The organism is Roseovarius sp., from assembly GCF_030373445.1.
Classification (GTDB): domain Bacteria; phylum Pseudomonadota; class Alphaproteobacteria; order Rhodobacterales; family Rhodobacteraceae; genus Roseovarius.
Genome location: NZ_JAUCYU010000007.1, coordinates 49474 through 73549 on the forward strand (window position 1 = coordinate 49474; position 24076 = coordinate 73549).

The 24076-nt window shown below is 61.9% G+C and carries 26 protein-coding genes and 1 tRNA gene; 19 read left to right on the top strand and 8 right to left on the bottom strand.

Going from position 1 to position 24076, the window contains the following annotated elements; translation table 11 throughout:
* The first annotated feature begins 11 nt into the window (after positions 1-11).
* The 14 genes from QUV18_RS13675 to QUV18_RS13735 all read left to right on the top strand — a co-directional run bounded on the left by QUV18_RS13675 (position 12) and on the right by QUV18_RS13735 (position 13594).
* Positions 12-2348: a hypothetical protein gene (locus tag QUV18_RS13675; protein ID WP_300894532.1), complete on the top strand. Its 2337-nt coding sequence runs from the start codon at positions 12-14 to the stop codon at positions 2346-2348.
* Positions 2348-2698, top strand: coding sequence for a phage tail protein (locus QUV18_RS13680; RefSeq protein ID WP_300894533.1), 351 nt, complete (start codon positions 2348-2350; stop codon positions 2696-2698). The genes QUV18_RS13675 and QUV18_RS13680 overlap by 1 nt, the downstream gene beginning before the upstream one ends.
* 460 nt (positions 2699-3158) lie before the next feature.
* A complete protein-coding gene (locus QUV18_RS13685; protein WP_300894534.1) occupies positions 3159-3554 on the top strand; it encodes a hypothetical protein in 396 nt (131 codons plus the stop codon).
* 72 nt (positions 3555-3626) lie between these two features.
* Entirely contained in the window at positions 3627-4382 is a 756-nt protein-coding gene (locus QUV18_RS13690) for a hypothetical protein (protein ID WP_300894535.1), read from the top strand.
* Positions 4383-4618: 236 nt separating this feature from the next.
* A complete protein-coding gene (locus QUV18_RS13695) occupies positions 4619-4816 on the top strand; it encodes a hypothetical protein (protein WP_300894536.1) in 198 nt (65 codons plus the stop codon).
* 54 nt (positions 4817-4870) lie between these two features.
* On the top strand, positions 4871-5389 hold the full coding sequence (locus QUV18_RS13700) for a hypothetical protein (protein ID WP_300894537.1): 519 nt from the start codon (positions 4871-4873) through the stop codon (positions 5387-5389).
* Between the two features lie 93 nt (positions 5390-5482).
* Positions 5483-6394, top strand: a complete 912-nt coding sequence (locus tag QUV18_RS13705; protein WP_300894539.1) for a hypothetical protein — start codon at positions 5483-5485, stop codon at positions 6392-6394.
* A complete protein-coding gene (locus QUV18_RS13710) occupies positions 6391-6654 on the top strand; it encodes a hypothetical protein (protein WP_300894540.1) in 264 nt (87 codons plus the stop codon). The genes QUV18_RS13705 and QUV18_RS13710 overlap by 4 nt, the downstream gene beginning before the upstream one ends.
* Positions 6655-6859: 205 nt before the next feature.
* Positions 6860-7192, top strand: coding sequence for a YHYH domain-containing protein (locus QUV18_RS23575; RefSeq protein WP_366914659.1), 333 nt, complete (start codon positions 6860-6862; stop codon positions 7190-7192).
* 255 nt (positions 7193-7447) lie between these two features.
* Complete coding sequence (locus QUV18_RS13715) at positions 7448-7855, top strand: hypothetical protein (protein WP_300894541.1); 408 nt, start codon at positions 7448-7450, stop codon at positions 7853-7855.
* Between the two features lie 37 nt (positions 7856-7892).
* Entirely contained in the window at positions 7893-8333 is a 441-nt protein-coding gene (locus QUV18_RS13720; RefSeq protein ID WP_300894542.1) for a hypothetical protein, read from the top strand.
* A 199-nt stretch (positions 8334-8532) separates the two neighbouring features.
* Entirely contained in the window at positions 8533-10557 is a 2025-nt protein-coding gene (locus QUV18_RS13725) for an acyltransferase family protein (protein ID WP_300894543.1), read from the top strand.
* 116 nt (positions 10558-10673) lie between these two features.
* Entirely contained in the window at positions 10674-12119 is a 1446-nt protein-coding gene (locus tag QUV18_RS13730) for a hypothetical protein (RefSeq protein WP_300894544.1), read from the top strand.
* Complete coding sequence (locus tag QUV18_RS13735) at positions 12119-13594, top strand: hypothetical protein (protein WP_300894545.1); 1476 nt, start codon at positions 12119-12121, stop codon at positions 13592-13594. The genes QUV18_RS13730 and QUV18_RS13735 overlap by 1 nt, the downstream gene beginning before the upstream one ends.
* A 14-nt stretch (positions 13595-13608) precedes the next feature.
* Here QUV18_RS13735 and QUV18_RS13740 read toward each other — a convergent pair whose 3' ends face one another.
* A complete protein-coding gene (locus QUV18_RS13740; protein WP_300894546.1) occupies positions 13609-14913 on the bottom strand; it encodes an ATP-binding protein in 1305 nt (434 codons plus the stop codon).
* 39 nt (positions 14914-14952) lie between these two features.
* Here QUV18_RS13740 and QUV18_RS13745 point away from each other — a divergent pair, with 39 nt between their 5' ends.
* From QUV18_RS13745 to QUV18_RS13755, 3 genes are all read left to right on the top strand, one after another.
* A complete protein-coding gene (locus QUV18_RS13745) occupies positions 14953-15861 on the top strand; it encodes an MBL fold metallo-hydrolase (protein WP_300894547.1) in 909 nt (302 codons plus the stop codon).
* 82 nt (positions 15862-15943) lie between these two features.
* A tRNA-Asn gene (locus tag QUV18_RS13750) sits at positions 15944-16018 on the top strand.
* 174 nt (positions 16019-16192) lie between these two features.
* Entirely contained in the window at positions 16193-16594 is a 402-nt protein-coding gene (locus tag QUV18_RS13755; protein WP_300894548.1) for a hypothetical protein, read from the top strand.
* A 179-nt stretch (positions 16595-16773) separates the two neighbouring features.
* On the opposite strand, the gene QUV18_RS13760 is transcribed toward QUV18_RS13755, so the two are convergent.
* The gene (locus QUV18_RS13760; RefSeq protein WP_300894549.1) at positions 16774-16932 is read right to left on the bottom strand and encodes a hypothetical protein; all 159 of its coding nucleotides are present in this window, start codon (positions 16930-16932) and stop codon (positions 16774-16776) included.
* A gap of 34 nt (positions 16933-16966) precedes the next feature.
* Here QUV18_RS13760 and QUV18_RS13765 point away from each other — a divergent pair, with 34 nt between their 5' ends.
* Positions 16967-17272, top strand: a complete 306-nt coding sequence (locus QUV18_RS13765) for a helix-turn-helix transcriptional regulator (protein WP_300894551.1) — start codon at positions 16967-16969, stop codon at positions 17270-17272.
* A complete protein-coding gene (locus QUV18_RS13770; protein ID WP_300894552.1) occupies positions 17232-17408 on the top strand; it encodes a hypothetical protein in 177 nt (58 codons plus the stop codon). Before QUV18_RS13765 ends, QUV18_RS13770 begins: the two co-directional genes overlap by 41 nt.
* Before the next feature lie 55 nt (positions 17409-17463).
* Here QUV18_RS13770 and QUV18_RS13775 read toward each other — a convergent pair whose 3' ends face one another.
* The 6 genes from QUV18_RS13775 to QUV18_RS13795 all read right to left on the bottom strand — a co-directional run bounded on the left by QUV18_RS13775 (position 17464) and on the right by QUV18_RS13795 (position 24055).
* A complete protein-coding gene (locus tag QUV18_RS13775; protein ID WP_300894554.1) occupies positions 17464-20316 on the bottom strand; it encodes a phage tail tape measure protein in 2853 nt (950 codons plus the stop codon).
* On the bottom strand, positions 20316-21116 hold the full coding sequence (locus QUV18_RS13780; RefSeq protein WP_300894555.1) for a hypothetical protein: 801 nt from the start codon (positions 21114-21116) through the stop codon (positions 20316-20318). Before QUV18_RS13780 ends, QUV18_RS13775 begins: the two co-directional genes overlap by 1 nt.
* 12 nt (positions 21117-21128) lie before the next feature.
* On the bottom strand, positions 21129-22538 hold the full coding sequence (locus QUV18_RS13785) for a hypothetical protein (protein WP_300894556.1): 1410 nt from the start codon (positions 22536-22538) through the stop codon (positions 21129-21131).
* Complete coding sequence (locus QUV18_RS13790; protein ID WP_300894557.1) at positions 22531-22902, bottom strand: hypothetical protein; 372 nt, start codon at positions 22900-22902, stop codon at positions 22531-22533. Before QUV18_RS13790 ends, QUV18_RS13785 begins: the two co-directional genes overlap by 8 nt.
* A gap of 283 nt (positions 22903-23185) precedes the next feature.
* Positions 23186-23725, bottom strand: coding sequence for a helix-turn-helix domain-containing protein (locus QUV18_RS23580; protein ID WP_366914660.1), 540 nt, complete (start codon positions 23723-23725; stop codon positions 23186-23188).
* Positions 23726-23848: 123 nt separating this feature from the next.
* Positions 23849-24055: an AlpA family phage regulatory protein gene (locus QUV18_RS13795; protein WP_300894558.1), complete on the bottom strand. Its 207-nt coding sequence runs from the start codon at positions 24053-24055 to the stop codon at positions 23849-23851.
* Between the last annotated feature and the right edge of the window lie 21 nt (positions 24056-24076).

Here is a 24076-nt window from a genome sequence, read left to right on the forward strand (position 1 = left end):
GGTATGAGCAAATGAATGACGCAACCCTTCCCGGCTTGGTAGTCAACGTCGAAGCGCGGATCACGAAACTTGAGAAAGGCCTTGAGCGCGCCAACCGGGCGCAGCGCCGCGCCAGTCAACAAATGGAGCGCCGCGCCCGCCAGAGCGCCGACAGGATGAGCGCCAGCTATGCACGGGCAGGCAGTGCCGCCGCCGGGGCGTTCAAGCGTGTGGGTGTCGGTGCGCTGGCCGGTTTGGCGTCCGTTCAGACCGTCCGGCAGATCGGCAACGTGACGCGCGGTGTCGCTCAGTTGGGCGACGAGGCCGAGCGCGCCGGACTGGCCGTCGAGCCGTTCCAGGAATGGAAGTATGTTGCCGAGCAGAACCGCATCGGCCTCGACGCGATGGTTGACGGCTTCAAAGAGCTGAATCTGCGCGCCGATGAATTCATTACCACCGGCAAGGGACCGGCAGCCGAGGCATTCCAGCGCATGGGCTACGGTGCCGATGAGCTGCGCGAGAAACTGAAAAACCCGTCCGACCTTATGCTTGAGCTGGTCGACCGGATGCGCCGCTTCGACACCGCCGCGCAAATCCGGCTCACCGATGAGATTTTCGGCGGCACCGCCGGGGAACGTTTTGTTGAACTGGTTGATCATGGTGGCGCGGGGCTGCGTGCCACCATGGATGAGGCGCGTGAGCTTGGGCTTGTGCTTGACGAGGATGTTGTGCGCCGCGCCGATGAGTTGAATCGCAAATTCGACCAGTTGGCGGCCAAGGTTAGCGCGTTCGGCAAGCGGCTGGCGGTCGGGATCGCGGAAGGTGCCGCCGAGATCGCCGGTTTGCGTCAGGAGCTGACCGACCTGTTCGAGAACGAGGCGCATGCCCGTGCGGTTTTGGGAAATGAGGTGTTCGACAATCTCGACCAGAACGGCGGCGCACTTGAGAAGCACAAGGCCGAAGTGGTCGATCTGCGCGAGACCTACGCCGAGCTTTTCCGCGAAGTGAACCGCCTGTCCGGCCCGGATGGAATTCGCGTCTTTGAGATCGACGACGAAGAAGTGAAATTCGCGCTGGCCGGGATCGTCACAGAAATCAACGACCTGACCCGCCAGCTCGAAAACGGACAAGTCAGCGCCGACGACTTCACGAATGAGATGAGCGACTTGGCCGGCGAAGCTGACGCACTGCTTCAAGAATTGGAGAATATAGACGGTGCCGGTTTCTCAAATGTGATCGAAGGTATTGGCAGCCTCACATCTGCCATTCGTGAGGCCATCGGCGAGGCGTCGAAACTGCGCAGCGAATTGCCCGGCGGCTATGTCGCATCTGGTCGCGGTGACGGCCGCAACGAGGCTGACCGGCGCAGGCGCGAGGATAACGGCCGCGCGACCCCACAGGCGCCGACAACCTCACTGCGCCCGAGGGCTGCGCCGGCTATGGTTCATGACAACGTGCGGACCGATACGCGCGACACTGGCGGCGGCCGCAGCGCCAACGAATACCGCGAGGCGGCCGAGGCCATCCGCGAGGAAACGCGCGCACTTGAGCTTGAGGCGGCTGCACTCGCGGCCGTGGCGCTCGCCGGTGATGATCTGGCGCCGGCCGTCGAAGCCGCGCGGCGCGAGGCCGAGTTGCTCAACGAGGCGCAGCGCCAAGGGCTGGCGATCACGCCCCAGCTTCGGCAGGAGATCAGGCAGACGGCCGCAGCCTATGCGCAGGCCGATCAGGCGGTCGCGCAGGCCGAGGAACGTATCGACGATTTCGAGGCCGCTAAGGATCGGCTCAAAGGGACCGCCGAGAGTGCCTTCACCGGCTTGATCACCGGCGCCCATAGCTTCCATGACGCGCTGTTGATGATCATCAACGATCTGGCGCGCATGGCCGCGTCCCGCCTGTTTCAGTCGTTGTTCTTTGGCGGCAGCTCGACCGGCGGCGGGCTTTTGGGCGGTCTCTTTGGATTCGCTAGTGGCGGCTACACCGGCGATGGCGGCAAGTTCGAACCGGCCGGGATCGTGCACAAGGGCGAATTCGTCATGTCGAAAGAGGCGACCAGCCGCATTGGTGCCGATAAGCTCGCAGGACTCCACAGGGCCGCGCTGGCGGGCTTTAGCTCTGGCGGGCTGGTAGGAGGCCCGAAAACCCTTAAGAGCGGCTCACGGGCGCGCTCTGAGTCTCTGGCGGGTATGAACGTGACGATCAATGCCCCTGTGCATGTCGAGGGCAGCGCCGGAACGCCGGAACAGAATGACGACCTCGCCAAGCGCATGGCACGGCAATTTGAGGCTACCATGAGAGGCACCGTGGTGTCGGAAATCCAAAAGCAGATGCGGCCGGGCAACATGCTGGCGCAGAAGGGTGGCCGGTGATGGCACTCCAAACCTTCGAGCCGCCTGTCGCGCCCTCACCCGGCACCACGTTCAAGCCGAAGGTAACGCTCAACCGCGCAGACTTCGGCGACGGGTATGTGCAGGCGTCACCGCGTGGGCTCAACCACATCCGCGAGAATGTGGAGCTGAGTTGGCACGGTCTCACGGAACCGCAGATGATCCTGATCCGCGCCTTCTTCGAGGCGCATGGCGGATACACCCCTTTCTGGTATCAGCCGCGTGGGCGCACGGAAGCCCTCTTGTGGACGTGTGAGGCGTGGACGGTCTCAGACGCGGCACCTTGGAGGGTGACCGGCACGCTCGTGCAATGGTTTGGGCCGGGAGAGTGAGAGGGTGAGACCGCGACCGGGATGGGCTTGAATAATCCCTACCCTCTTCCGGTCGCGGTATGAGAGTGGGCGCCGGGCGCCAGCCCGGCGGCAAGGCCGAAGGCCGCGCAGGGGCGGCGCAGCCGCCCAATGAGGGTGACCGGGTGAGAACTCAAAAGGTAATGGTTTGCACGTAATCTCATATTCTTCTTGTATGAGTATATAGGTGTATAGGTGGTAGAGTTATAAAAATACGTGCAAACCATTACCTATCTCTCCTTCCATGGAGCTCGCACCCTCACCCGGCTAACGAGAGCAATAAACGCTATAGCATTTCCTGCGCACTTATGCTATAGTGTTGGCAATGTGTCAACTACACCCGGACGAGAACATGACGAGAAAGCAAAACCCCACAATCCAACTTCCCCGCGAGCGCATCGAACAATTGCGCCAATTCGGTCAGGCCACGTCCACCTCAACCATGAGTGAGATTGTCGGCTCCCTGCTTAAGCTGGCACGTCAGCAGGGTCTCGTGGAACACGGCATCCCAGGTATCAACGTCAAAGTGAACGTGCTCGCGGATGGCCTCGCAATCCGCTTCCCCAACAGCCCGACTGCCGGATTCAGTTTCGACGCCGCCTCGAAGATCGCCGACACGATCCGCGAATATCTCGACGGCCAACACGCTGGCGAGAAGAACGCGCACCTGACCGACCCCGACACCCACGCCAACAGCTTTGCTATCTGGCGCCGCGGCAATTCCATCAAGATCGCCATTCCAATGAATGCACCTGAGAAGAACTTCACGCACGATTTGGCGGAGGAATTCGCAGACCTCTTGGACAACGCGGTCGCCCGGTCGAAGATCGCCCACTAGCACAAGAAAGGGCCGGTGCGGCAACACCGGCCCCTTACTGTATACGTGGCTACTTTTGGAGGAACATCACGTATGAAAGAACATAGCGCATCGCCAACCAGACCGCACGAGGAAAATGACCGCGAGGACGAAAAACGTGAAGGCTTCGAGGCATTTTTCGCTGGTGCGCCAACGGTCAATGCACTTAGTCTTGGGCCTAGCGACGAAGAAATCGCGGCACATGACGAGGCTATGCTTGCCGAGTTCGACCGCGAGTTCGACCGCCTGTTCGACGACGCCGAAGCTGATCAACCGCGCGTAGACCCCTGCTCGGCACCGTCCGAGGAAGGTGAAGTCGAGATCATTCAACATGAGCCAAGCACGACTACGCCCTACGACAAAGCCTTCGTCGAGGTTCGGCGGCTTGAAGCCGAGCCAGACAGTCTAGAGCGCGGGAGTGACGAGTATCACCGCGTCATGAGTGATCTGGCAAAAGCTCGTGGTCGCCTCAAATTGGAGACTGACCGGGGCAAGAGCGATAGTTGGCGGTGGCGCCGGAAGGTCGATGAATGGCGCAAGGACGAAGGTCACGAGAAATACAATGCTTCGCGTCGCACACGCGGCAAGCCCAACCATATGACCCCCAAGAAAGTTCTGGACGCTATGACGCCAGAGGAACGCGCGCAGCACGACAAGGACAGGAACGCGGATCGCGTCAATCGCTCCAAGTATATGAAGAAGTTCGGCACGGATGGATTGGGCTTGTCCGGTGACGAGCTCAAGGAAGCTGTCGAAAAAGAGGTCGTGCGTGCCCGGCGCAAGCGACTGGCAAAAAGAACTGGCGCCTGAGTGTATTATGTTATATCATAACACACAGAGGGCTCATTCCCCGCCCTCTCACACCACCGTCCCGGCTCCCTTTGAAATCAATCGGATGTAAGTCAGCATTCGCCGGGGCGGTGGTTAAGTCACAACTTACTTACAATAAAAACAATAACTTACGCGACACTTTTCGCTTGATCAGTGGATTCCGCGTGTGCAATTGATCTGGATATTCACGCTACCAGAGAGAAGGACACACGAACATGAACGCACCTATCGAGCGCACCGAAATCTACCTAAGCGACACCATCTATGCGCGGCTCAAAGCGGCGCTCACCCAATTGGTCGCGGAGCCCTTCGAGCGCGAGGGCACCGACGCCGAGACTGAAGTCGTGCGCACTCTGGGCGAGATTGGCGGCGTGTGGCCGGAATTCGTGCGGGATGATGTAGAAAGTCGTTGACGTGATGCGTGACCGTGACTACATAAAGGTCACGGTCACGCAGGAGATTAGACAATGGCTTTGACGCCGACTGAACGTAAGAGACGCCAGCGCCAAAGGGAAAAGGAGCTGGCAAAAGAAGAAGCCCGGAAAGGCGGCGACGCTATCGCCTCCTTTGTTCGCACCCCCTATTCCGAATGGGCGAAGAATGATCCGAACCTTGACGACCTTAACCAGATTGCCGGTATCGCAGGATTCCAAATTCCAGACTTCGACAACGAGCGCGACCCGGAAGAATTTGTCGTAGATAGAGACGCATACGGGGACGTTGATCTATTTGGTGAGGCAAAGGGTGCGCTTGGTCGCGCAGAAGCGACGATCGGGATTTTGCAAGACCTCACTCAACTGATCGCTAAGTCGGTGAATGAATACAAGCAGAGTGAAATCAAAGCCCGCCTCGCCGAGCTTGAAATCTCAGACACGACAGACAGGGCCACGGCCATCAACGAGGCCGTGAAACTCAACAAGATGCTCGACCTGCTAAAAAAGCGGGTCCGCAAGGACTTCCCACAGTGGAAGGTAACGGGCGTTTAGCCCACGAGTCGCGGCCGGCTGGCAACCAAATTCTCACACTCGACGCCAGACCGAACCGCTTAATTGAGACGCCAATTACGAAAGGATCTGAAAATGGCACTCAACCCAAGACTCCGCGCAATGGTCGCCAAGTCTAAGCATGACCATATCATGAACAAATTCATGTTCGCAACGATGACTGAGAAGGAACTTTTCGAACGATTTCTTGACGCGCCGTTGCGTGCTGGTCCGACTTCGACACTGTTTGAGGGAAAAGAAGTAGGAGAGACACCGGGGGAAATTCTTGGCGAACCTATCTATGATGCAGACTGCATCCCGGAGGATATGGGGATTTGCATGCTCGATAGACTGAGTGAATCCGATGATCCGGCCGGCGATATGGAGTTTGCCATTGATGAGCTTTGTGCGCTTGTTGAGAGGCTCAAGATTATCTCGCGGGAGTTCAATTCCTTATGGGACGCTACGCAGGCTTTAATGCCTGATGACGCCGAACTCGATATCATTTTCAACGAAGCGGAAAAGAACTCCCGGTCGCCCGATGCGGACGATGCCGCCCCTTTCACCAAACAGAAACCCAATTGTAAGGAGTCTCTTATGACTACCGAGACTAGCACTACCGATAAGCCGGCCGCAACTCTGACAGAGAAGGAGCTTTTCAAGCGCTTCCTTGATGCGCCTTTTTTCAAGGTTAGTGCAACCTCTACTTTGGCCGGACCACGGCACATTAGTGAGGAAACCATCGGCGATTATGTCGCGGACGGTTTCTTCGAGGCTAGTAGTTGGCCGGCAGATGTGCGGGAGTTTGTGTTCGAGCGTTTGCGCGAATGTGACGATCCGTCTACCGAGTTGCATTGGCTCAAAAACGATATCCTCGGGCTGCAGAGTGATGTTGAAATGTTGGAGCGGGGTTTTGAAGAACTGGCCGAAGCTACCTGCATCAACAATGAAGCGGACGCAGGGGAACGTCAGTATCGGCTGCCCACTTCGAAAGAGGGTGGAAAATGAACAAGAAACAGGATCGCTTTTGCGAGGCGCTCGACTACTACATTCAGTTTCCCGGTCCCAAGACTGCATCTGAACTGCATGCGGCTTGTGGCGGAGTTTGGAATGACAAGTCACAGATGCAGATCAACGCGCGCAATGACGTAGGTGATGCGATTGGCAGTTTTGTAGAGTTCGGCCAGTGGGAAGAGACTGGTCGCACCTACGCAGGCGCAGCCCGTCGAATTCGCCCCAGGCTGAAAGCAGAATTCAATCTGTCATAGTCGTTCCAACAGATGAATCGTAATAGCCCGCCAGCCAATGCTGGCGGGTTTTCACTTGAGTTCATTTCTGGTGCTCTGTCCGCGCAGCCAAGGGCTGAAGCTCCAATGCAAAAGATCCAAATATTACCCAAGAATGTATTATTAAGTTGATACAACCCTTGATAGATTTCCCTCTCAACCGATCTGCCACGAGGGAGGATAGTTCGTGAATTACCATACCAAAGTCAGCCGACTAGTCGCGATTGTCGCGGCCGCATGCTCACCCACATTGTCTTTGGCCCATTCGGGCGGTCTTGATGCAAACGGGTGCCATGCTGGATCACAACCTTATCATTGTCACCGCTCAGCCTCACAATCCAGCAATTCCAGTTCGGATTGCCACCCCAGCTATCGGGGAGCCTGCGTCCCAATTGCGAGTGACGTTGATTGTGCCGGCGGTTCAGGTAATGGCCCGGCTTATGTCCGCGGACCAGTCCAAGTTGTTGGCAGAGATGTATACGGACTTGATCGCGATGGCGACGGAATCGCATGTGAGTAGAGAGCAATCGCGGCCCATTTTTCGGCCGGTTACATGGTTACAAAACGTCTCGCAAGTCATTGATTTTGTTTGGCGAATGCAGAATTCGAGTCCCTCCGGGCCTACCAGTTCCAAAACCGTTCTGGTCCGGATTCCCGGCGGGCATGTCTTTACAATGCCGGTCGGCGCGCTACTTCTACGGACATCCCTGCGCCGCCGCGGATTTCGGTGGCGTTCCTGCGGCACGTGCCGCGTTGGACGGAAGTGGACTTGAAAATGCGAAATTTGCTCACACCTTGCCTGCTGGCCTGTGCCGCCGCCCTGCCCTTTCAACCGGCCCATGCGGATACCGCCGCCAGGCATATCCCGGCGACCGTGCAGCACCAGGCGATCATCGACTGCCAGTACGAGCTTGGCCTGCGCGGGGCGCCGAAGATACAGGCGACCTACGTGGCCTATGCGTGGGGCGGCGATACCGTGCTGCGTATCCTGCCGCACGGGAGTGTCGGCGCCGGCGAGGCCGCGTGGATCAATGCCTGCGCCGATGCGCGGCTGGGTCGGGGGACTGCCACCACCACCACCACCACGGTCGTGACGGTCAAGCGGGTGCGCAAGGTCGACAGTCTCTGCCCGCCCTGGGCATCGGTGCTGTATCGCGGGTCGACCTATTGCGTTGGGAATTGAGGTAGGGAGGCTCGGTGCGCTCCGGGGCCCTGTTTGAATGGAAGACCTCGAGAAGCTTTTCAGGCGCTACGCTCGACGGAAGGCCGCGCGGTGGTGGGTCGGCGAAAGGCCGGTTGGCCGGGATGGTGCGCCGGGTCGGAGTATCGCGAGCCGGTTGGGGTATCCGACCGGTGACCTGGACCCGTTCGCAACGGACAGGATGGTGCGCCTGACGCGGGACCAGGCGGCCCATGTGCTGGCCGTGGCCGGCACGCTCAGCCTGGTCATGGACACGTATGCGCCCAGGCAAGGCCGACTTGAGGAAGCCCGGGCCGCGCTTGCCGGTTTGAAGGCCGATGCGACCTTCCTGAGCAACGGGTACTGGGGCCTGAACGAAGATACGGGGTGGATTCCCCTGACAAAAGCCACATTCGATTCCGGAGTGATCGGTTACGATGCCGATCGAGCCTTCATATTCTGGGTGGAGGAAGAGGATTAGCGCGGACGGTCCCCGGACTGGCGGTGAGATGTCGTTGATGCGCTCAATGCGCCGGCGAATGGGGCCGGAAGTGGCGCCTCCTTCCACAGTCGTACGGTAACGTACCCCTCGCCACTGGACACCGCCCACCGCTTTCCGCTATCGCATCCGGCAATAGGTCTGCGCCGGTCCGGCGCCATTTTCAAAAGCGGATTTCCGGGTGAAATACAGGTCTGAGATCGATGGCTTGCGGGCGGTGGCCGTGGTGCCGGTCATCCTGTTTCATGCCGGGCTTTCCGTGCTGCCGGGCGGGTTCGTGGGCGTCGACGTGTTCTTCGTCATCTCCGGCTACCTGATCACCACCATCCTGATCGAGGATCGCCGGAAGGGCAGCTATTCGCTGGCGAAGTTCTACGAGCGGCGGGCGAGGCGCATTCTGCCGGCGCTGTTCCTGGTCATGGCGGCCTGCATTCCCTTCGCGCTTCTGTGGATGCCGCCCTACGAGTTGCAGACATTCGCGCGCAGCATGGCGTTCGCGTCGTTCTTCGTGTCGAACTTTCATTTCCTCGAGAACGTGCGGGGCTATTTCACCGCTGCCAACGAGTATCAGCCGCTGCTGCATACGTGGTCTCTGGGGGTGGAGGAGCAGTTCTACCTGGTCTTTCCGCTGCTTCTGGGGCTGGTGCTGAAGGGCGGAAAGCGGGTGGCGTTCGGCGCCATAGCGGTGCTGGCGGTTCTGTCGCTGGCGGTGGCGGAATGGGGGTGGCGGAACCACCCGGCGGCGAATTTCTACTTCACCCCGTCAAGGTTCTGGGAGCTGATGGCGGGGGCGCTTTGTGCGCTGTGGCTTATCGACCGAAAGGTAGAGGGGCGCGAGATTCCCGCCGCGCTGGGGCTGGTGATGATCGGGGCGGCGGCAGTGGTCTATGGCGCGGGCACGCCCTTCCCGTCGGTCTACACGCTGTTGCCGGTCGGTGGCACGGTGCTGGTGATCCTGTTCGCCGGACCGGGCACGGTGGCGGGGCGGCTTTTGTCGCTGGGGCCGGTGGTGGGCATCGGGCTGGTGAGCTACTCCGCCTACCTGTGGCACCAGCCGCTCTTCGCCTTTGCCCGCATCCGCAGCTTCGACCCGCCGTCGGACGCGCTGATGATCGTGCTGGCGGGGCTCAGCTTCGTGCTGGCGGCGCTGACCTGGCGGTTCGTGGAGCGGCCCTTCCGGCAGCGGCCGGCGGCGATCCTGCCCGGGCGGGCGCGGCTGCTGTGGGCGAGCGGCGGGGTGACGGTGCTGTTCTTCGCCATCGGCATGGCGGGTTTCATGGGCAGCGGGTTCCCGGCGCGGCTGGATCTGCGGGGGGATTCCCCGCTGCGGGCGGCGCTGGCCTCGCTCGAGGAGCGGCCGGAGTACCAGACCTGTTCCGAGCTGGCCCAGACCGTTCGGCCGGAGGACGTGTTCTGCACCGCCTTCGCCCCGGAGGGGGCGGAGGAGGCCATCGCGGTGATCGGCGACAGCTACGCGATCTCGCTGCTGCCGGCCTTCGAGACGGTGGCGGCGGAGCGGCCGGTGCGGGTGCTGGCCGGAACGCATCCGGGCTGTCCGCCGATCCTTGGGGTCTATACGTCGCGCAGCCGGAAGGACGAGCTGTCCTGCCATGGCTACACCGAGCGGCTGGCCGAGGCGTTGAGGGCCGAGGGGGTGGCGGCGGTGTTTCTGGTGGGGCGGTGGACGCTTTACACCGGGCCGGTCTATGCGGGGGCGAACCCGCGCTATTTCCTGGCCGAGGAGCTGAACGGGAACCGGGGCGACATGGCGCAGTCGCGTGCCGTGTTCGAGGCGGCCGTCGACCGGACCATCGAATTCTACCGGGACGCCGGGATCGCGGTGTTCCTGGTGACGGAAGTGCCCGAGCAGAAGGTGACGCCGAAGCTTCTGCTGGAGAAGCTGATCCTGACAGGGCACGGGGCGGATGCGGAGGTGGACACGCTGATTGCCAACACCTTCGTCAACGTGCCGGACAATGATGCCATCCAGCAATACGTGCTGGACGTGTTCACCGCGCGGCAGGCGGAGGGTGTGCACGTGGTGGAACTCCCCCTGCCCTTCATGGTCGAGGGGCGGTATATCTGGTATCTCGACGGGCGGCCGCTTTACCACGACAGCGGGCATATCTCGCTCGAGGGGGCGCGGGGCCTGCGGGGGTATATCCGCGACACGGTCGAGGCGGAGTTGCCGGGGCCGGGCGGCTAAGCGGGCCAAACTGTTCGGAATTTTTCGCGACGAACGGTTGATCGGGCGGCGATTGGCCTGCTACGATCTGCTTCATTATTGGTTTTCAAATGGATTTCAGCACAAGGGTATTCGTCATGAGTCAGACTATTTTTCCGGGGACCGCCCGCCTTCTTTCCGCGACGATCTTCGGCCTGGTTGCATTCGATGCGACGGGTGTGACGGCGGAGCCGCTGGCCAGCCCGTGGCAGAGCATGCGGACCGAGGGACGTGCGAGGATGGAGCGGGCCTGTGACGGGGACGAGGCCGCGCGGCGGGAGATCGTCGAGGGAGTCGAGGCGGGCACAGACTTCTATTCGATGACCAGTATCGGCTATATGCGCCGACATTGCGGGCTGTTTCGCAAGTATGACAACGCGGCGATCGACGCAAAACTGGGCGCAGCGGCGGAGGCCGGTTATCCAGGCGCGCAGTATTACTGGGGTATCAACATGATTGATGGGACCTCGACGCGTATCCCGCATGACCCCGAGGGTGGGGCGGTGATGCTGGACCGTGCCGCGCGGTCGGGCCATGGCACGAGCGCGCAGAAGCTGGCCTTCTGGTACGCATTGGGCACGCTGCTGCCGCGTGACCTGGTGAAGGCGCAGGAATACCTTGCCATCGCCGAGGCGGAGGGGGTGAACGCGAACACCGTCGCCTTTACGCGTGGCAAGATCGAGATGGCGGCGGCGCAGGACGGTGTGCCCGTGCCGGAGGCGCCGGAGATACCGGAGGCCACGGCGAAGCGCGAGGCGCGCGCGGCGGAGGCGGTGTTCGCGGAGCTGAGGGAGCAGTTCGGCGAGGGGTTCGGGGCCGAAACCGGCTATTTGGAAAAGGCCGGGGTGTATTACTTCCACCATTGCAGCGCGACCTCCTTCGGGAAGCTGGCGGTGTTCCGGTTGCAGGACGATGGGGAGGCGCAGGTCTGGAGCGACGAGAAGGGTTGCGTCAACGGGGTGGACGAGACCGACCTGAACGGCGACGGCGAGCCCGAGATCCGGTATTACACGCAGGGCGGCGGATCCGGCACCTATGCCGCGTCGGTGAACTTCCTGCACTGGCCCGAGGGCGAACCGGAGCCGAAGAAGGGGCTGAAGTACACCACCTACTCCTATTCCTGGTGGGACGGGCTTTATTCGAAATACGGCTATGACGCCGGGGTGGCGAGCCTTCTGGTCACCACCACCGGGGAGTTGGTCGAGGGGCCGAGCTGCAAATGGGGCGAATACTGCCCGAGCTGGCCGCAGGACGCGGAGTGCCGGGCGGCCATACGGTGCCCGATGGTGGTTGAGAAATCGCTCTACGTGGGCGGCGAGGACGAGCCCTACCCCGACGAGCTGCGCGGCGACCGGGCGTGGGAGCGGTTCGTGCAGGACGTCTATGAAGGCACCGGCTACCGGCTGGCCAACGAGGGGGCGCCGGAGGGGATCGTGAGCGCCTCGCTCAGCCCGCTGGAGAAGGTGCTGGACGCCGCCGAGGGCGAGATGCCCGGTGAGGTGTCGGAGGCACGCAAGGACCTGATCAGCGACTGGCTGAACTGATGGGCGCGGCGATGATGCGGGCGGCCCTGTGTGCGCTGATGGTGCTTGTCACGGGTCCCGCCCCTGCCGAGACCTACAAGATCGAGAATATCGGCTCGGGCAACCCGCGCGGCGCGACCGATGGGTTGAGTTTCACCTACGATGTGCATCTGCGGCTGGAGCTTTTGTTGGGCGAGCCTGTTGTGGGCACGCGGTTCCGCTGGCAGCTCAACCCGAATTTCAGCGAGGTCGAAGTCTCGGAACTGGTGACGGATGCGCGGCGGCGGGTGAAACTGCTGAACCTGCCGCGCGAGGCGCAGCTGAAGGCGCGGATCTACGACGTGGATATCGAGTTCGAGATGTCGGGGGCGACGGGCGTGTATTACCTGCTGGCCGATGGCGGCGACCCCGGCCCCGGCGATGGCGAGACGTGGAGCTTCAACGTGCCCGGCTCGCCCGACTGGAGCGAGATGTTCTACCGCACCCCGCTCGACGGGCCGGACGACCGGGCCGATTACGTCTCGGAGAAGGAGGCGAAGCGGATCTGGAAGGAGGGGCTACGCCTGCATACCGCGCGGCTGGTGGATGTGAAGGTTTCGACCCATGACCTCGTGCGCTGGTACGTGCAGCAGAGCAAGGCGCCGGAGGTGGCGGTGACGCAGAAGGCGATCCGCAACCTGGCCGAGGGGATCAGGGAAGGGTTCGGCTACGATCTCGACGCGGAAGAGTTCGCCGAGGTCACGCCGGAGGACCGCTGGGACACCGAGGGGATGAGCGGCCTGCCCGAGGAAGAGGGGCTGCGGTCGTCCGAGATCGACTACCGGATCCTGAGCGAGCGGCTGGGCAAGCTTCTGGCGATGCCGAAGAAGTTCGAGCCGACGGGCGAGCTGATCCTGTTCGACGCAGCGGTGGCGGAGCTGCGCTCGGACATCGCGGCGCTGGCGGAGCAGCGCACCGAGCGGGGGTTGAAGGACTATCCGCTCAAGCTGGGGCTGTCGCCGCGGGAGTTCGAGGAAGGGCATGACGTGCGGGCCGCGGCCAACAGCTATGAGCTGGTCGAAGAGGACGGGGCTTTCTGGGTTACGGACCTGTCCGGGGAGGAGGTCTACTATCTGGAATATGGGGAGATTCTCTTCGCGCGGTCAGTTGTCGCAAGATGGGATGATTGCCTGTTGGAGCTTTTCGACCCGAAAAGCGAAGAGGTCGTGTTCGAACACGCGTTCGGCTGCAACAGCTGGATCCACTTCGTTGACGTTGACAAGGAGGCCCCGCCGGCGGCGGAGAGGCTGAGGATCGCGGTGCACACCGGGCGGAAGCAGATCGTCAAGCGCTACCGCGCCGGGGATTGCGGTGACTGGGGCCAGAGCGAGGTTACGGCCTTCGCCGTGGAACTCTTCGAGCTCGGGAACGATCTGGAAATTAAGCGGGTCGGGTCGGACCGGCACCGACACACAACGAGAACCGCGTCTGCACAGTTTTGCCTGTCGACGCAGTAACCCCCCTGCCCGCCTCAGCGCCCGATCACCAGCTCGGCGCGCAAGCCGCCCAGACGTTCGCTTTCGCCCAGCCGCAGCATGCCGCCATGGGCGCGGGCGATGTCGGTGGCGATCGAGAGGCCCAAGCCCACGCCCGAGCCGAGGTTCTGGTTGCGCGCGGTGTCGAGCCGCACGAAGGGTTTGACCGCCTCTTCGCGCCGCTCCTTCGGAATGCCGGGGCCGTCATCCTCGACCCGGATGCGCAGGGACTTGTCGGTCAGAAGCACCGAGACCTCGGCCCTGGTGCCATAGCGGACCGCGTTGTTGACCAGGTTCTCGACCGCCCGGCGGATGCCGGCACTGCGGAGCGCCACGGTGCCCTCGCCCTCGGCGAGGTAAAGCGTCACGTCGCGCTCGGCCCGGCGCATATCCTCGACGATCTGGGCCACCAGTGCGACGGGGTCGACGGGTTTCGCCTCGCCCTCGCTGGCGCCGCGGGCGAAATCGAGGAACTCGTCGATCAGGCGTTCCATGTCGGTCACGTCCTGTTCCATCGCCTCGCGGTCCTCGTCATCCAGCATCGACAGGCCGAGCTTGAGCCGGGTGAGCGGTGTGCGCAGGTCGTGACTGACGCCGGAGAGCATGAGCGTGCGCTGTTCGATCTGCCGCTCGATCCGGGCGCGCATGTCGAGAAAGGCATTGCCGGCGGCGCGGACCTCGACCGCGCCGGCGGGGCGGTACTCGAGGTGGCGGCCCCGTCCGAACGCCTCGGCCGCGCGGGCGAGCCTCGTGATGGGGCGCAGCTGGTTGCGCAGGTAGAAATAGGCGATCACGGTCATGATCGCGGCAAAGCCCACCATGTTGACCAAAAGCTGGTGCGGGTTCGAGGCCGAGACGCGCCGGCGGTCGAAGGTCATGCGAATCGGACCGTCATCGCTTTCGAAGAAGAGCGAGACGCGCTGGTCGTCCGGCAGGTCGACCGCCAGCAGGTCGGGCAGCCGGGCGGTGAACTCGCGGATCACGGTGGCGCCGGTGAAATCGTACCAGCGGCGGTAGCTCTGCTCCGGCACCACGCTCTGGGGCACCGGGTCGACCCGGATCAGAAGGGTGCGGGCGAGCGCCGAGTCGGAGACCTCCTCGGCCGTCATGCCGCTGTCGAGCATGAGCCGGACCTCGCGGCTGACCGAGTTGGTCATCTGGATGGTGACGCCCTCGAAATGGCGCTGGATGAAGACCACCGAGACCACCAGCATCAGCGTCACCACCGGCAGGAGGAGGATCAGGATGGCGCGGCCATAGAGGCTGCGGGGCATGTAGGGTTTGAGCCAGCGAAAGGACATGCTTGAACCTAGCCAAGGAAATGTGCGTAAGAAAGGGCCATGAACGAGAGCGATTTCAACCCGGAACCGGGCGTGGCGGAAGATCTGGGCGGCGGGGTGCGCCGGGTGCTGGCGCCGAACCCGTCGCCGATGACGTACCGGGGGACGAACACCTACCTGCTGGGGGCGCGGCAGGTGGCGGTGATCGACCCCGGCCCGGAAAGCGAGGCGCACCTGGCCGCCATCTTCGGCGCGCTGGGGCCCGGGCAGCAGGTGACCCATGTGATCGTGACCCATTCGCATGCCGACCATTCGCCGCTCGCCGCACGGCTGGCGCGGGAGACGGGCGCGCAGGTGCTGGGGTTCGGGCCGTCGGGGTCGGGCCGCAGCGCGGTGATGCAGGAGATGGCGGCGCAGGGGCTGGAGGAGGCCGGCGAAGGCATCGACACGGGGTTCGTTCCCGATGTGGAGCTGGCGGATGGCGAGACGGTCACGGGCGAGGACTGGGCGCTCACCGCGCTCTGGACGCCGGGGCACCTTGGCAACCACCTGTGCCTTGCGATGGGGGAGACGGTTTTTACCGGCGACCTGGTGATGGGCTGGGCCAGTTCGCTCGTCTCGCCCCCCGATGGCGATTTGACCGATTTCATGGCGTCGTGCCGGCGGTTGCGGGAGATGGGGGCGGAGGTCTTCCATTCCGGCCACGGCGCGCCGATCAGGGCGCCGATGGCGCGGCTCGACTGGCTGATCGCCCACCGCGAGGGGCGCGAGGCGTCGATCCTGCAGGCGCTGGAGGCGGGCGCGGCGGACGCCGCCGCGCTGACGGCGGCGGTCTACACCGATATCCCGCCACAGATGTGGCCCGCCGCCGAACGCAACGCGCTCGCGCATCTCATTGATCTTTATCAAAAAAACCGTGTCGAGCCGGTGGGAGCGCTTTCCCAGCACGCCACGTTCCGGCGCGTGTGACCCGCCCTGCCCGGATCGGTGAAATTTTTGTCACAAACCCACTGGACGCCACCGGAGGCTATTGCTATATCGCGCCTCGTGTTCCGGCGTAGCTCAGCGGTAGAGCAGTTGACTGTTAATCAATTGGTCGTAGGTTCGATCCCTACCGCCGGAGCCAAAAAAATCCAAAAACTCAGTTACTTAACAGAATCCCTTGACGGGATTTTCGTCAATTCTGCGCAGGGGTAACGTGTGGGGTAACGCCTTTTTGGTGATTCAGAAATCGAAATACGATGTGATATTGCGGCCAGTGGTCACATGCCTCTAAGATTGATGCATTGAGGAGGGTCTGATGCTTGGTTGGTTCAAAAAGCGATTTTGGAAAGAGCATGTTAAGCTAGCTACGCAGAACAAACTTGCCGCAGAGTACCTCCTGGAGTTCGAGCAACTGATGGAGGGAATGGGCTCTTTCGAAGTAACGCGCCCCTCTGTGTTGCAGCTCAATTTGGATTCGTCTGAGGCTCATCTGGATGATCTTCGTGACGGCCAGGCTCTACCCCCGATTCTGGCCAACGATGCATTCGGCATGAACAAAGATCTTCGCCGTCTGTACGATGATATGCTTTCTGGTCGACGAGCCTTCGCCTCACAGTTTGGCAGTGCAAGCGAACCGCTTTTGCCATTCGATCAGAAGTTCACACCGAACGAAGGCTGGTCGATCTATTTGGACCACTTCGGTCGAAAATTAACTTGACGATGTGGCGACATGCCGGCCGCGCGAGCCGCGTCGGTGCGGGTTAATTGAAGTTGGGCGCCTGCCTCTAATTCTGGCTTCGGTCCAGTCTTTCCCGGCTCGATCTGCTACATCAACTCGGCATAGCGTCGGAAGGATGTTCTGCTCTGGAACATCCCTCTTGCTATGGCGACCTTAATTCAGTCGAGCAGCAATGTCTCCCGCCGCCGATACGCGACAAGTGGGGCAAACACCCAATTTAGGTTCAGGCGTGGGCAGATTTTCATCACGATCCTGGCTGTTGCGAACATGAGTTTCGCGACGAATTGGCTGTTTTCGAACTTGTTGAGCATTTTCATTCCTCCGATGTTGCGATAATACCTTTGGTATCAAATGCAGGGGCAGGCAGTGTCAATACCAAAAGTATCAACAGAACAGGTGAAGGCCGCTCGCGCATTGCTTCGCTGGTCGCAGAACGATCTTGCGGTAGCCTCGGGCGTGTCTGTGCCCACTATCAAACGTCTCGAGGCGCAGATCGGCCTGATCGGTGGTCGCACTGAAACCTCCGTCGCCATTTGTTCCGCCTTAGAAGCCGCCGGTGTTAATTTCATCGAGGAAAACGGAGGCGGTGTGGGTGTCCGTTTGAGGAAGGTCAAGAATGAAGAAGGTAGCAAACAAAGAAGCTGCGGACGCGGTTAAGGATATGCACCGCGGTCTGCACATCGCAATGGATCATCTTTTGAATCGGAACGACCCGCAAAAGGCAGAAGAAGTCCTGCGGGAGTTGGATTTTCACATGGCGAATTGGCTCAACCAAACCAAGATTGAGAAGTGATCTGCGCCGACCTCGAAGCCACCGAAGTCGAGGTCATCGAGAAGAACGGCGGTCGTCATCGTCGCTTCGTCCTCGGCCTGATACCGGTCCTGGCTTGCATGGGGCCATCGAGCCGGCCGCGCGACATTGCGTCGCCGACCGTCACGATCACCGCTTCCTCCGCGTTCGGCCCTTGGCGCCGACGCTCTGCCGTTGCAGGTTCGCCGGAATAGTTGTGGACAATCACCGGCCCGCTGCCGCCACCCTCGCTCCCGCTGGCAATCACGCCCAAGCGCCCGGCACGGTCGCGCTTCAAGGGAAAGACGCCTTCAGTTCCTGCCTCGCCCATTTCGCCCATCGCATTCTGCAATGGGAACACCGTCCGACGACTGACGACCCCGCCTTTCCGGAAAGGAACGACGTTACCGCCTTCGAACACGTTGCCTTTGGCGCTCGAAACGAGGGGCATCACGCCGCTGGCTCCGAAGATCGACGGCATCGCCTGCGCGAGAAGCTGGAACAACTGCATCTTGAGCATGAGCGACAAGAGGCTGCGCCCGAGATCCTCGAGCGCGGTGACACCCTGACCGCTACCATCAACCATCCCGTCGATCAGGCTCGAGAACGAGCTCTTGAGCGTCGAGGCATAGCGGGACGACGATTCCCCGGCCTCGTCGAAACCTTGCTTCAATTCCTTGAGCGCACGGTCACGCACCTCTTCGGTCACGATCTCCGGGAATTGCGCGTGAAGCTCGTTGATGCGCGCGACTGCGGCCGCGTATTGTTCGGCCGAAGTGCGCGTCTCTTCATAGAGCCGCTGCGCCTCCCTGAGCCCGTCTTGCACGCCCGCACTGGCTCCGGATGTGCCGCCAGGCGTTTTCGGGACATCAGGCTGGTTGCCTGCCGCCCGTACCGCGCTCTCCCAAGTCGCCGAAAGCGTGTTGCCGATCCTGGACAGGTTCTGCCCGAGCGCCGACATGCCCTCCGAATTGAGGAAGCTGGACCCGAGCGTCGAAACGCCTTCGGCAATCGACGAGGCCATCTTGCCGAGGTTGCCAAAGCCAGCCGACACACCTGGCAGCATGTTCATGATCCTCGAGATCACCTCGGCCAACTGGCCCGCGACCGAAACGACCCCGCTGATGGCCTGCCCGAACAGCGACATGGCCTGCGACCCGCCCTCGATCGAGCCAGCCAGGCCTGCGAAAATCTCGTCGATGCGCTGGCTCCATTGCACCGAGTAGTCACCCTCGGCGTTGTACTGCTGCATAAGGCCTTCCAGCGCTGCGATATTCTCTTCGACCTGCGCCAGCGCGGCCGATTCTTCTTCTGTCAGGGCAATCCCTTCACGCACCGTATCCAGAAACCGCTGTTGCTCCCCGATCAGGTCGACAAGCCGTTGTTGTGCCTGCTCGTAGGCGTCCCGCAACTGACGCGGCACTTCGGTCAAGTCAGTTCCTTCCGGGGCAATGGCGGTCAGGGCCGAGCGCGCATTGGCGATGTCGCGAAGAATGCGCAGGTACTCATCCTTGCTCAGGGCTTCCGCGATACGCTGTTCCTCCAGAAGCCGGATCTGCTCTCGACGCGCCCGAGCCTCTTCGATCTGCGCCTTGACCGCGCGGATCGTCGCAAGTTCGCCATGCTGGATTTGGCGGGCCAGATCGCGCGAAGCGTTTATATAGTCGCCCGTCGCAATGGTCGTGTTGTCGATGGCCCGCTCCATCGCCAGTTGCGCTCGCTCGGCCGTCGACAGACCGTTGAACCATGCGAAGAATGCCTCAGCACCCCCGGAAATGAACTCGACAAAGGAGGACGTGGCCTGCACCGCAGACGTGATCACGCCGATGAAACCGCGGATTACCCCGGTCACGCCGGCCTCACCGATGGCGATGGCAAGACCCTGGAACGCCGACCACATCTCCTTGATGCTGCCGCCGACGTTGTCGCGCATCGTGGTCGCCATGCGGTTGGCTTCCCCTTCGACGTCCTGCATCCGCGCCGTGAGGTCGCGCAGACGGTCGTTGTTGTTGACCAGTGCCAGGATGGCCGGGCCGCCGCGATCCCCGAAGATCGTCAGCGCGTCGGCAGCGGAAAGCCCGGTCGCCGCCAGTTTGTCGACGATCTCGGTCAATTCGGTCGTGGCCGGGTTCAGCTCTTCCACCGTCAGTCCAAGCGCCTCGATCGCCGCCGTGGCCTGCGGGGTGGCATTTGCCAGCGACGAGAACACCCGGCGCAGGCCAGTGCCGGCCATCGACCCCTGTAGGCCGTTGTCGGAAAGAACACCGATGGCCGCGGCCGCCTTGTTCATCTCGACCCCGAGGGCCGAGGCCACCGGGCCGACGAAAGCCATCGCCGTGCCCAGTTGCTCGACGTCGGTATTTGCGCGCGACGCAATCGAGGCCAGAACGTCGGCGACCGAACCGGCGTTTTCCGCCTCGATCGAGAAGGCCGACATGATGTTTGACGAGATATCGGCCGCGCGTCCGAGATCCATCGCCGCCGCCGTGGCAAGATCGAGCACCGCCGGGATGGCGGCAATGCTTTCGCTGGCCTCGAACCCTGCCATGCTGAGGAACTTGAGGCCGTCAGCCGCCTGGGAGGCGGTGAACTCGGTCGTCGAACCCAGCTCCTTGGCAATATCGCGCATCGCAGAGAGCTCTTCGCCGGTCGCCCGGCTGATGGCGGCCACCTGCGACATCGACTCGTCGAACTCGCGGATCGTCGAGATCGCGCCGCCGAGGGCGAACATGGCCGATGTCGCAACGGCGATACCCGCCCCGATGACCGCGAACTTCTTCGAGATCCCCGCCGATGCGCGATCCGTGCGGCGCTCGGTGCGCTCGGCCGTGTCGCCGAGATTGCGCAGTCTCCGCCCGGCCCCCTCGAGGGAGCGCGAATCCACCAAGAAGCCCAAACGAGCTACGTCCATCAGTCGTCCTCCTCGTCAACGATCGGGCGGTTCACTGCATCTTCTGCGGCCCGCGCCGCTTGTTCCAGCGCATCGACCCCGGCATCACGAAGCCCCGTGACCTCGGCAAAGTATATTTCCCATCCTGTCTCAAGCTGTTCGGCGGCCCGTTCCAAACGCGCCCGCCGCTCAATCTGTTCGCCGTGCAGGGCCTGTTCGTATTGCGTCCGAAGCTTGACGCGCTCAGCCTTCGACATGCCGCTCACGACCGCCGATGGATGCGCGAGCGCGGCTGCAATCGGCGAGAAGTCACCGGATTTCATGGCCTCCGTGAAATACGCACTGCGCTTTTGTGGGGTCATCGTCCGAAGCGTTTGCCGCAGCTCTGCCGCGTCCTCGCGAGACATCTGATTTCTGAACGATCGCTCGACTTCCCTGTCGATTTCCTCGATCGACGCGCGAAGCGCGCCACGTGCCGCCTCGACCCCATCGCTTGGCGCCGTCAGGTGCTTGTCGACCATTTGGGCCACACGGAGATTGTGCGCCTCCCGCGTTTTCGAGCGATCGGCCCTGATCGCGCGCTCCCGCTTGTGCAAATCTTCTAGCACCCGCCCCATGCCGTTGAAGGCCCGGTGAGCGTGTTCGATCACGGGGTCGCCGTGGTCAGGCTTCACGCCCACCCGGTGCGTAAAGGTGGCAGACGCCAAAGCCCCCGGGACGCGGCGCTTGGGCAAGCCGTCAGCGTTGATGAAATCTCGTACGGGGCGGGCCCCGGCGGCTCGATTTGCTCGCTTGCCGTGAAGATCGGATGCGGTACTCATGTTAAAATCCTTTCAAAACCCTCTGAGACGTTTTACCCGGACCATCGCAGGGCCGCGGTTTGCCAATGCGTCCGCCACGAGGCCCGCGACCGCGTTAGCGCGGTCGTCGTTCCCGCCGGGCGGGTGATCGATCAAATCTCGACCAGAACGGCTCGTGCGCCTCTCCAGAGCTCCCAATTGCCGAGCGGTCTTTTTACAGCAAGGCAGCTCCACCCTACCGCTGTTCATCGCCGCAAGCAGCTCGAGGTAGAGCCCTGACCGGTCAAGTTCCGAGACCTGATACTCGATCGAATGCTTCTGGAATTCATCACGCGGCCACCGTCCGGCATAGCGGTCGCCGGTCACGCGGCGAATACCGTATTTCTTGAGAACAGCAGCGAACTCCTCAACGATCTGCGCCGGGCTTCCCCGCAATCCCCGAACGAGATCCACGACCACGGCGGCCTCTTCCTTGTGACCGATCGCCATCGTGAATTCATCGCTCCCGCCGCCGGCGGGATCCGTGAACGCGATATATTCAAGCCCGTTTGCAGGTGGTATCTCCAACGGCTTCGGCCGCATTGCGTTCTCGATCAGTTCTGGCGCGAGCAGTGTGGCAATGTCGCTCCGGAAATGGGCCAGGTATTCTGCAGAAGCCCGCGCCGCGTCATCCTTCATTGCATCGTCGACGACACGCTCCGGTAGCGTCGGGTTCATCGTCCGACTTGCCGCCTGTGCCACGAGTACAGAACTTTCACCCTCACCGTAGTGACGGCGGTACTGGTTCCAGAGCACCCCTCGCTTCGCGTAGGGAGAAGAAAGCGCGATCAGAGGTGCACCGAGGGTCGCAAGAGCCGGGCGCAGGGCTGCGATGATCTCGGCGTCAGGGTTCGCGCCATCGACGTGCCAAAAGGCCACCTCATCGGCAATCACGGCCGCAAGAGTATACCCCCGCACCGCCCGGAAACTCGCCGTATGAACCTCGATCGTACAGCGGTTGTTGAACTCGATCTCTTCGGTGGTCTCGCGCTTCACCATCCGGCGCAGCATCGGGTTGTCGTTTACCAGACCTGAGATGTACCGCATCGCCGTCCGAGCCTGGCGCCGATCGGCTGCGATCACCATCACGGTTGCGACCTCGCCCGATGACAGCTTGTCCCGGTGGTCGCGCAGACAGGCTTCATAGAGGGCAAGCACAGCACCGGCTTGCGTCTTGCCGCCACGTCGGCCGATCGCCAGCCACAATTCGCCATGTGGCCTCGTGGGCGCCTCAGAGCGTCCGGTGAGTGCCTTGAAGGTCTCCGCCTCGTCCTCGTCCATCGGCAGGCCGTAGAAGCCGCCCAGAAGCGCGCGCCACGCCGCGAAGCTCTCACCGCCGAAGGTGGGCCCGAACAGCATCGGATCGGTCATCGCATCGACGATGGAAACCGCGGGCTCAGTCATTGGCCTGCTTGCTCTTGAGGTAGTCTGAAAGTTGAGGCGTAATATCCCTTGCCCGGCGCTCAAGCCCCAGGTCGGCGAGCAGGCGCCGTAGACAGTTGGCGATTGTCGCATACTGGCCGGCGTCGAAGGTCTCGCCCCGTGCCAGCTCCGTCTCCCGGTCTTCGCACCACACCGCCAACGTCGCAGCACGGGCAATGACCTGGCGCTGAGCCTCGGTCAGATCCCCGCCCAGATCATCCTCGAAGCCGGTAACGATCTCACGGAATCGCCGAGCCATCATGCTGCGCCCGTCGACACCCGCCAGCACGATTGCACCGCTACCTCGGCGGGTGCTAAATTCAGGAGGTGGCGGTGCTTTTGCCATGCTTTGAGCGGCCTTTGTTACCCCAGCGTTACCCAAGCATGTGGATTCCGAGACAGGATTAAGTCAAGTAATTAAGATTACATGTTATTTTGCGTTATGGATTGTGAGTACAAATCAATTGGTCTGACGATTGACCCAGAAAAGAGTGTGGACCGGACGTAGATTTTCGCCCATCTCTCTCCCCTCTTTCTCCGCGGGGGAGATGGCATACTAGATATGTACCCTAACCGGGCACAGTCGATCGCGCCAAAACCCCGAAAAGTGTGTCCTAATCGGGCACAGTTCACGACTTTTCAGCCTTCAAGTGTGCCCGACTCGGGCACAGTGGTGTGCCCGAATGGGGGGGTGGGTTCTGAATTTTCAGGTTGGCCCGTTTTACCCCTCGAGGCTTCGGCCGATAGTTTTCGTAGACCGTCACAGGGAAGTCATTGCCGTCTTGCCATCTTGTGGGCTCCTGTGTCGCCGGCGCGTTCGGCATCGGCAACATGCTCAGCTTGAAGGTTGCCGCCCTGCCCTTCCCATCGACACCGCGCTGCCATGGCTCCGTCGCCACGATCCAGCCTTTTGCCTGAAGGTCTGCCAATGCCGCGCCGGCGGTCTTCACACTGCACCCCATATCGGAGGCCAGTTTGCGGAGGGACCGAAACACTTCGCCATTATTGTTCCGCTTCGACTTCGCTTCGGCAAAGCACCTTACGCGGAGATGAAAGTAAGCTTCCCGCGCTGGGAAACTCAGTGCCTTCCAGGCAGGAAGCTCACGTTCCCGTAGGATCCATCTGGTCCACTGAGGCTCATGCCTCTCATCACGCTTATCACGCCCCATCGTGACGGGCTCCGACAGCCAAGGTTGCACTCTTGATCGCCCGCAGATACTTTCGAGTAGAGACGGTCTCTTGAGTGGCCCCGGTCGCGCCCGCCAGCGCGCCGGGGTTTGTCATTTCCACCATCAGGCCACCTCACGAGATTCCAGCCATTCGATGATTTCGGTTTCACGCCAGTAACGTCGATTGCCGATGTAGATCGGTCGGGGGAAATCCAGATCCGGATTGTGCAGCCAGCGGTGCAGCGTCATCGAAGAGATGCCGCCGCAAAGCTGCTGTACGGTACTCGCGGGGATCCGTTGGTTCGGGTTGCAGTTTTCGGATTTTGCCATGATGCGCTCCTATGATGTTAC

Bases quoted from the DNA above. Each gene is read 5' to 3' on its own strand.
- QUV18_RS23580 (WP_366914660.1), bottom strand. From the start codon at position 23,725: ATGGGGCGTGATAAGCGTGATGAGAGGCATGAGCCTCAGTGGACCAGA.
- QUV18_RS13765 (WP_300894551.1), top strand. From the start codon at position 16,967: ATGCAGGGGCAGGCAGTGTCAATACCAAAAGTATCAACAGAACAGGTG.
- QUV18_RS13715 (WP_300894541.1), top strand. From the start codon at position 7,448: ATGCGAAATTTGCTCACACCTTGCCTGCTGGCCTGTGCCGCCGCCCTG.
- QUV18_RS13690 (WP_300894535.1), top strand. From the start codon at position 3,627: ATGAAAGAACATAGCGCATCGCCAACCAGACCGCACGAGGAAAATGAC.
- QUV18_RS13790 (WP_300894557.1), bottom strand. From the start codon at position 22,902: ATGGCAAAAGCACCGCCACCTCCTGAATTTAGCACCCGCCGAGGTAGC.
- QUV18_RS13720 (WP_300894542.1), top strand. From the start codon at position 7,893: ATGGAAGACCTCGAGAAGCTTTTCAGGCGCTACGCTCGACGGAAGGCC.
- QUV18_RS13695 (WP_300894536.1), top strand. From the start codon at position 4,619: ATGAACGCACCTATCGAGCGCACCGAAATCTACCTAAGCGACACCATC.
- QUV18_RS13700 (WP_300894537.1), top strand. From the start codon at position 4,871: ATGGCTTTGACGCCGACTGAACGTAAGAGACGCCAGCGCCAAAGGGAA.
- QUV18_RS13785 (WP_300894556.1), bottom strand. From the start codon at position 22,538: ATGACTGAGCCCGCGGTTTCCATCGTCGATGCGATGACCGATCCGATG.
- QUV18_RS13780 (WP_300894555.1), bottom strand. From the start codon at position 21,116: ATGAGTACCGCATCCGATCTTCACGGCAAGCGAGCAAATCGAGCCGCC.
- QUV18_RS13745 (WP_300894547.1), top strand. From the start codon at position 14,953: ATGAACGAGAGCGATTTCAACCCGGAACCGGGCGTGGCGGAAGATCTG.
- QUV18_RS13675 (WP_300894532.1), top strand. From the start codon at position 12: ATGAATGACGCAACCCTTCCCGGCTTGGTAGTCAACGTCGAAGCGCGG.
- QUV18_RS13730 (WP_300894544.1), top strand. From the start codon at position 10,674: ATGAGTCAGACTATTTTTCCGGGGACCGCCCGCCTTCTTTCCGCGACG.
- QUV18_RS13735 (WP_300894545.1), top strand. From the start codon at position 12,119: ATGGGCGCGGCGATGATGCGGGCGGCCCTGTGTGCGCTGATGGTGCTT.
- QUV18_RS13775 (WP_300894554.1), bottom strand. From the start codon at position 20,316: ATGGACGTAGCTCGTTTGGGCTTCTTGGTGGATTCGCGCTCCCTCGAG.
- QUV18_RS13795 (WP_300894558.1), bottom strand. From the start codon at position 24,055: ATGGCAAAATCCGAAAACTGCAACCCGAACCAACGGATCCCCGCGAGT.
- QUV18_RS13710 (WP_300894540.1), top strand. From the start codon at position 6,391: ATGAACAAGAAACAGGATCGCTTTTGCGAGGCGCTCGACTACTACATT.
- QUV18_RS13680 (WP_300894533.1), top strand. From the start codon at position 2,348: ATGGCACTCCAAACCTTCGAGCCGCCTGTCGCGCCCTCACCCGGCACC.
- QUV18_RS13770 (WP_300894552.1), top strand. From the start codon at position 17,232: ATGAAGAAGGTAGCAAACAAAGAAGCTGCGGACGCGGTTAAGGATATG.
- QUV18_RS13760 (WP_300894549.1), bottom strand. From the start codon at position 16,932: ATGAAAATGCTCAACAAGTTCGAAAACAGCCAATTCGTCGCGAAACTC.
- QUV18_RS13755 (WP_300894548.1), top strand. From the start codon at position 16,193: ATGCTTGGTTGGTTCAAAAAGCGATTTTGGAAAGAGCATGTTAAGCTA.
- QUV18_RS13685 (WP_300894534.1), top strand. From the start codon at position 3,159: ATGAGTGAGATTGTCGGCTCCCTGCTTAAGCTGGCACGTCAGCAGGGT.
- QUV18_RS13740 (WP_300894546.1), bottom strand. From the start codon at position 14,913: ATGTCCTTTCGCTGGCTCAAACCCTACATGCCCCGCAGCCTCTATGGC.
- QUV18_RS13705 (WP_300894539.1), top strand. From the start codon at position 5,483: ATGGCACTCAACCCAAGACTCCGCGCAATGGTCGCCAAGTCTAAGCAT.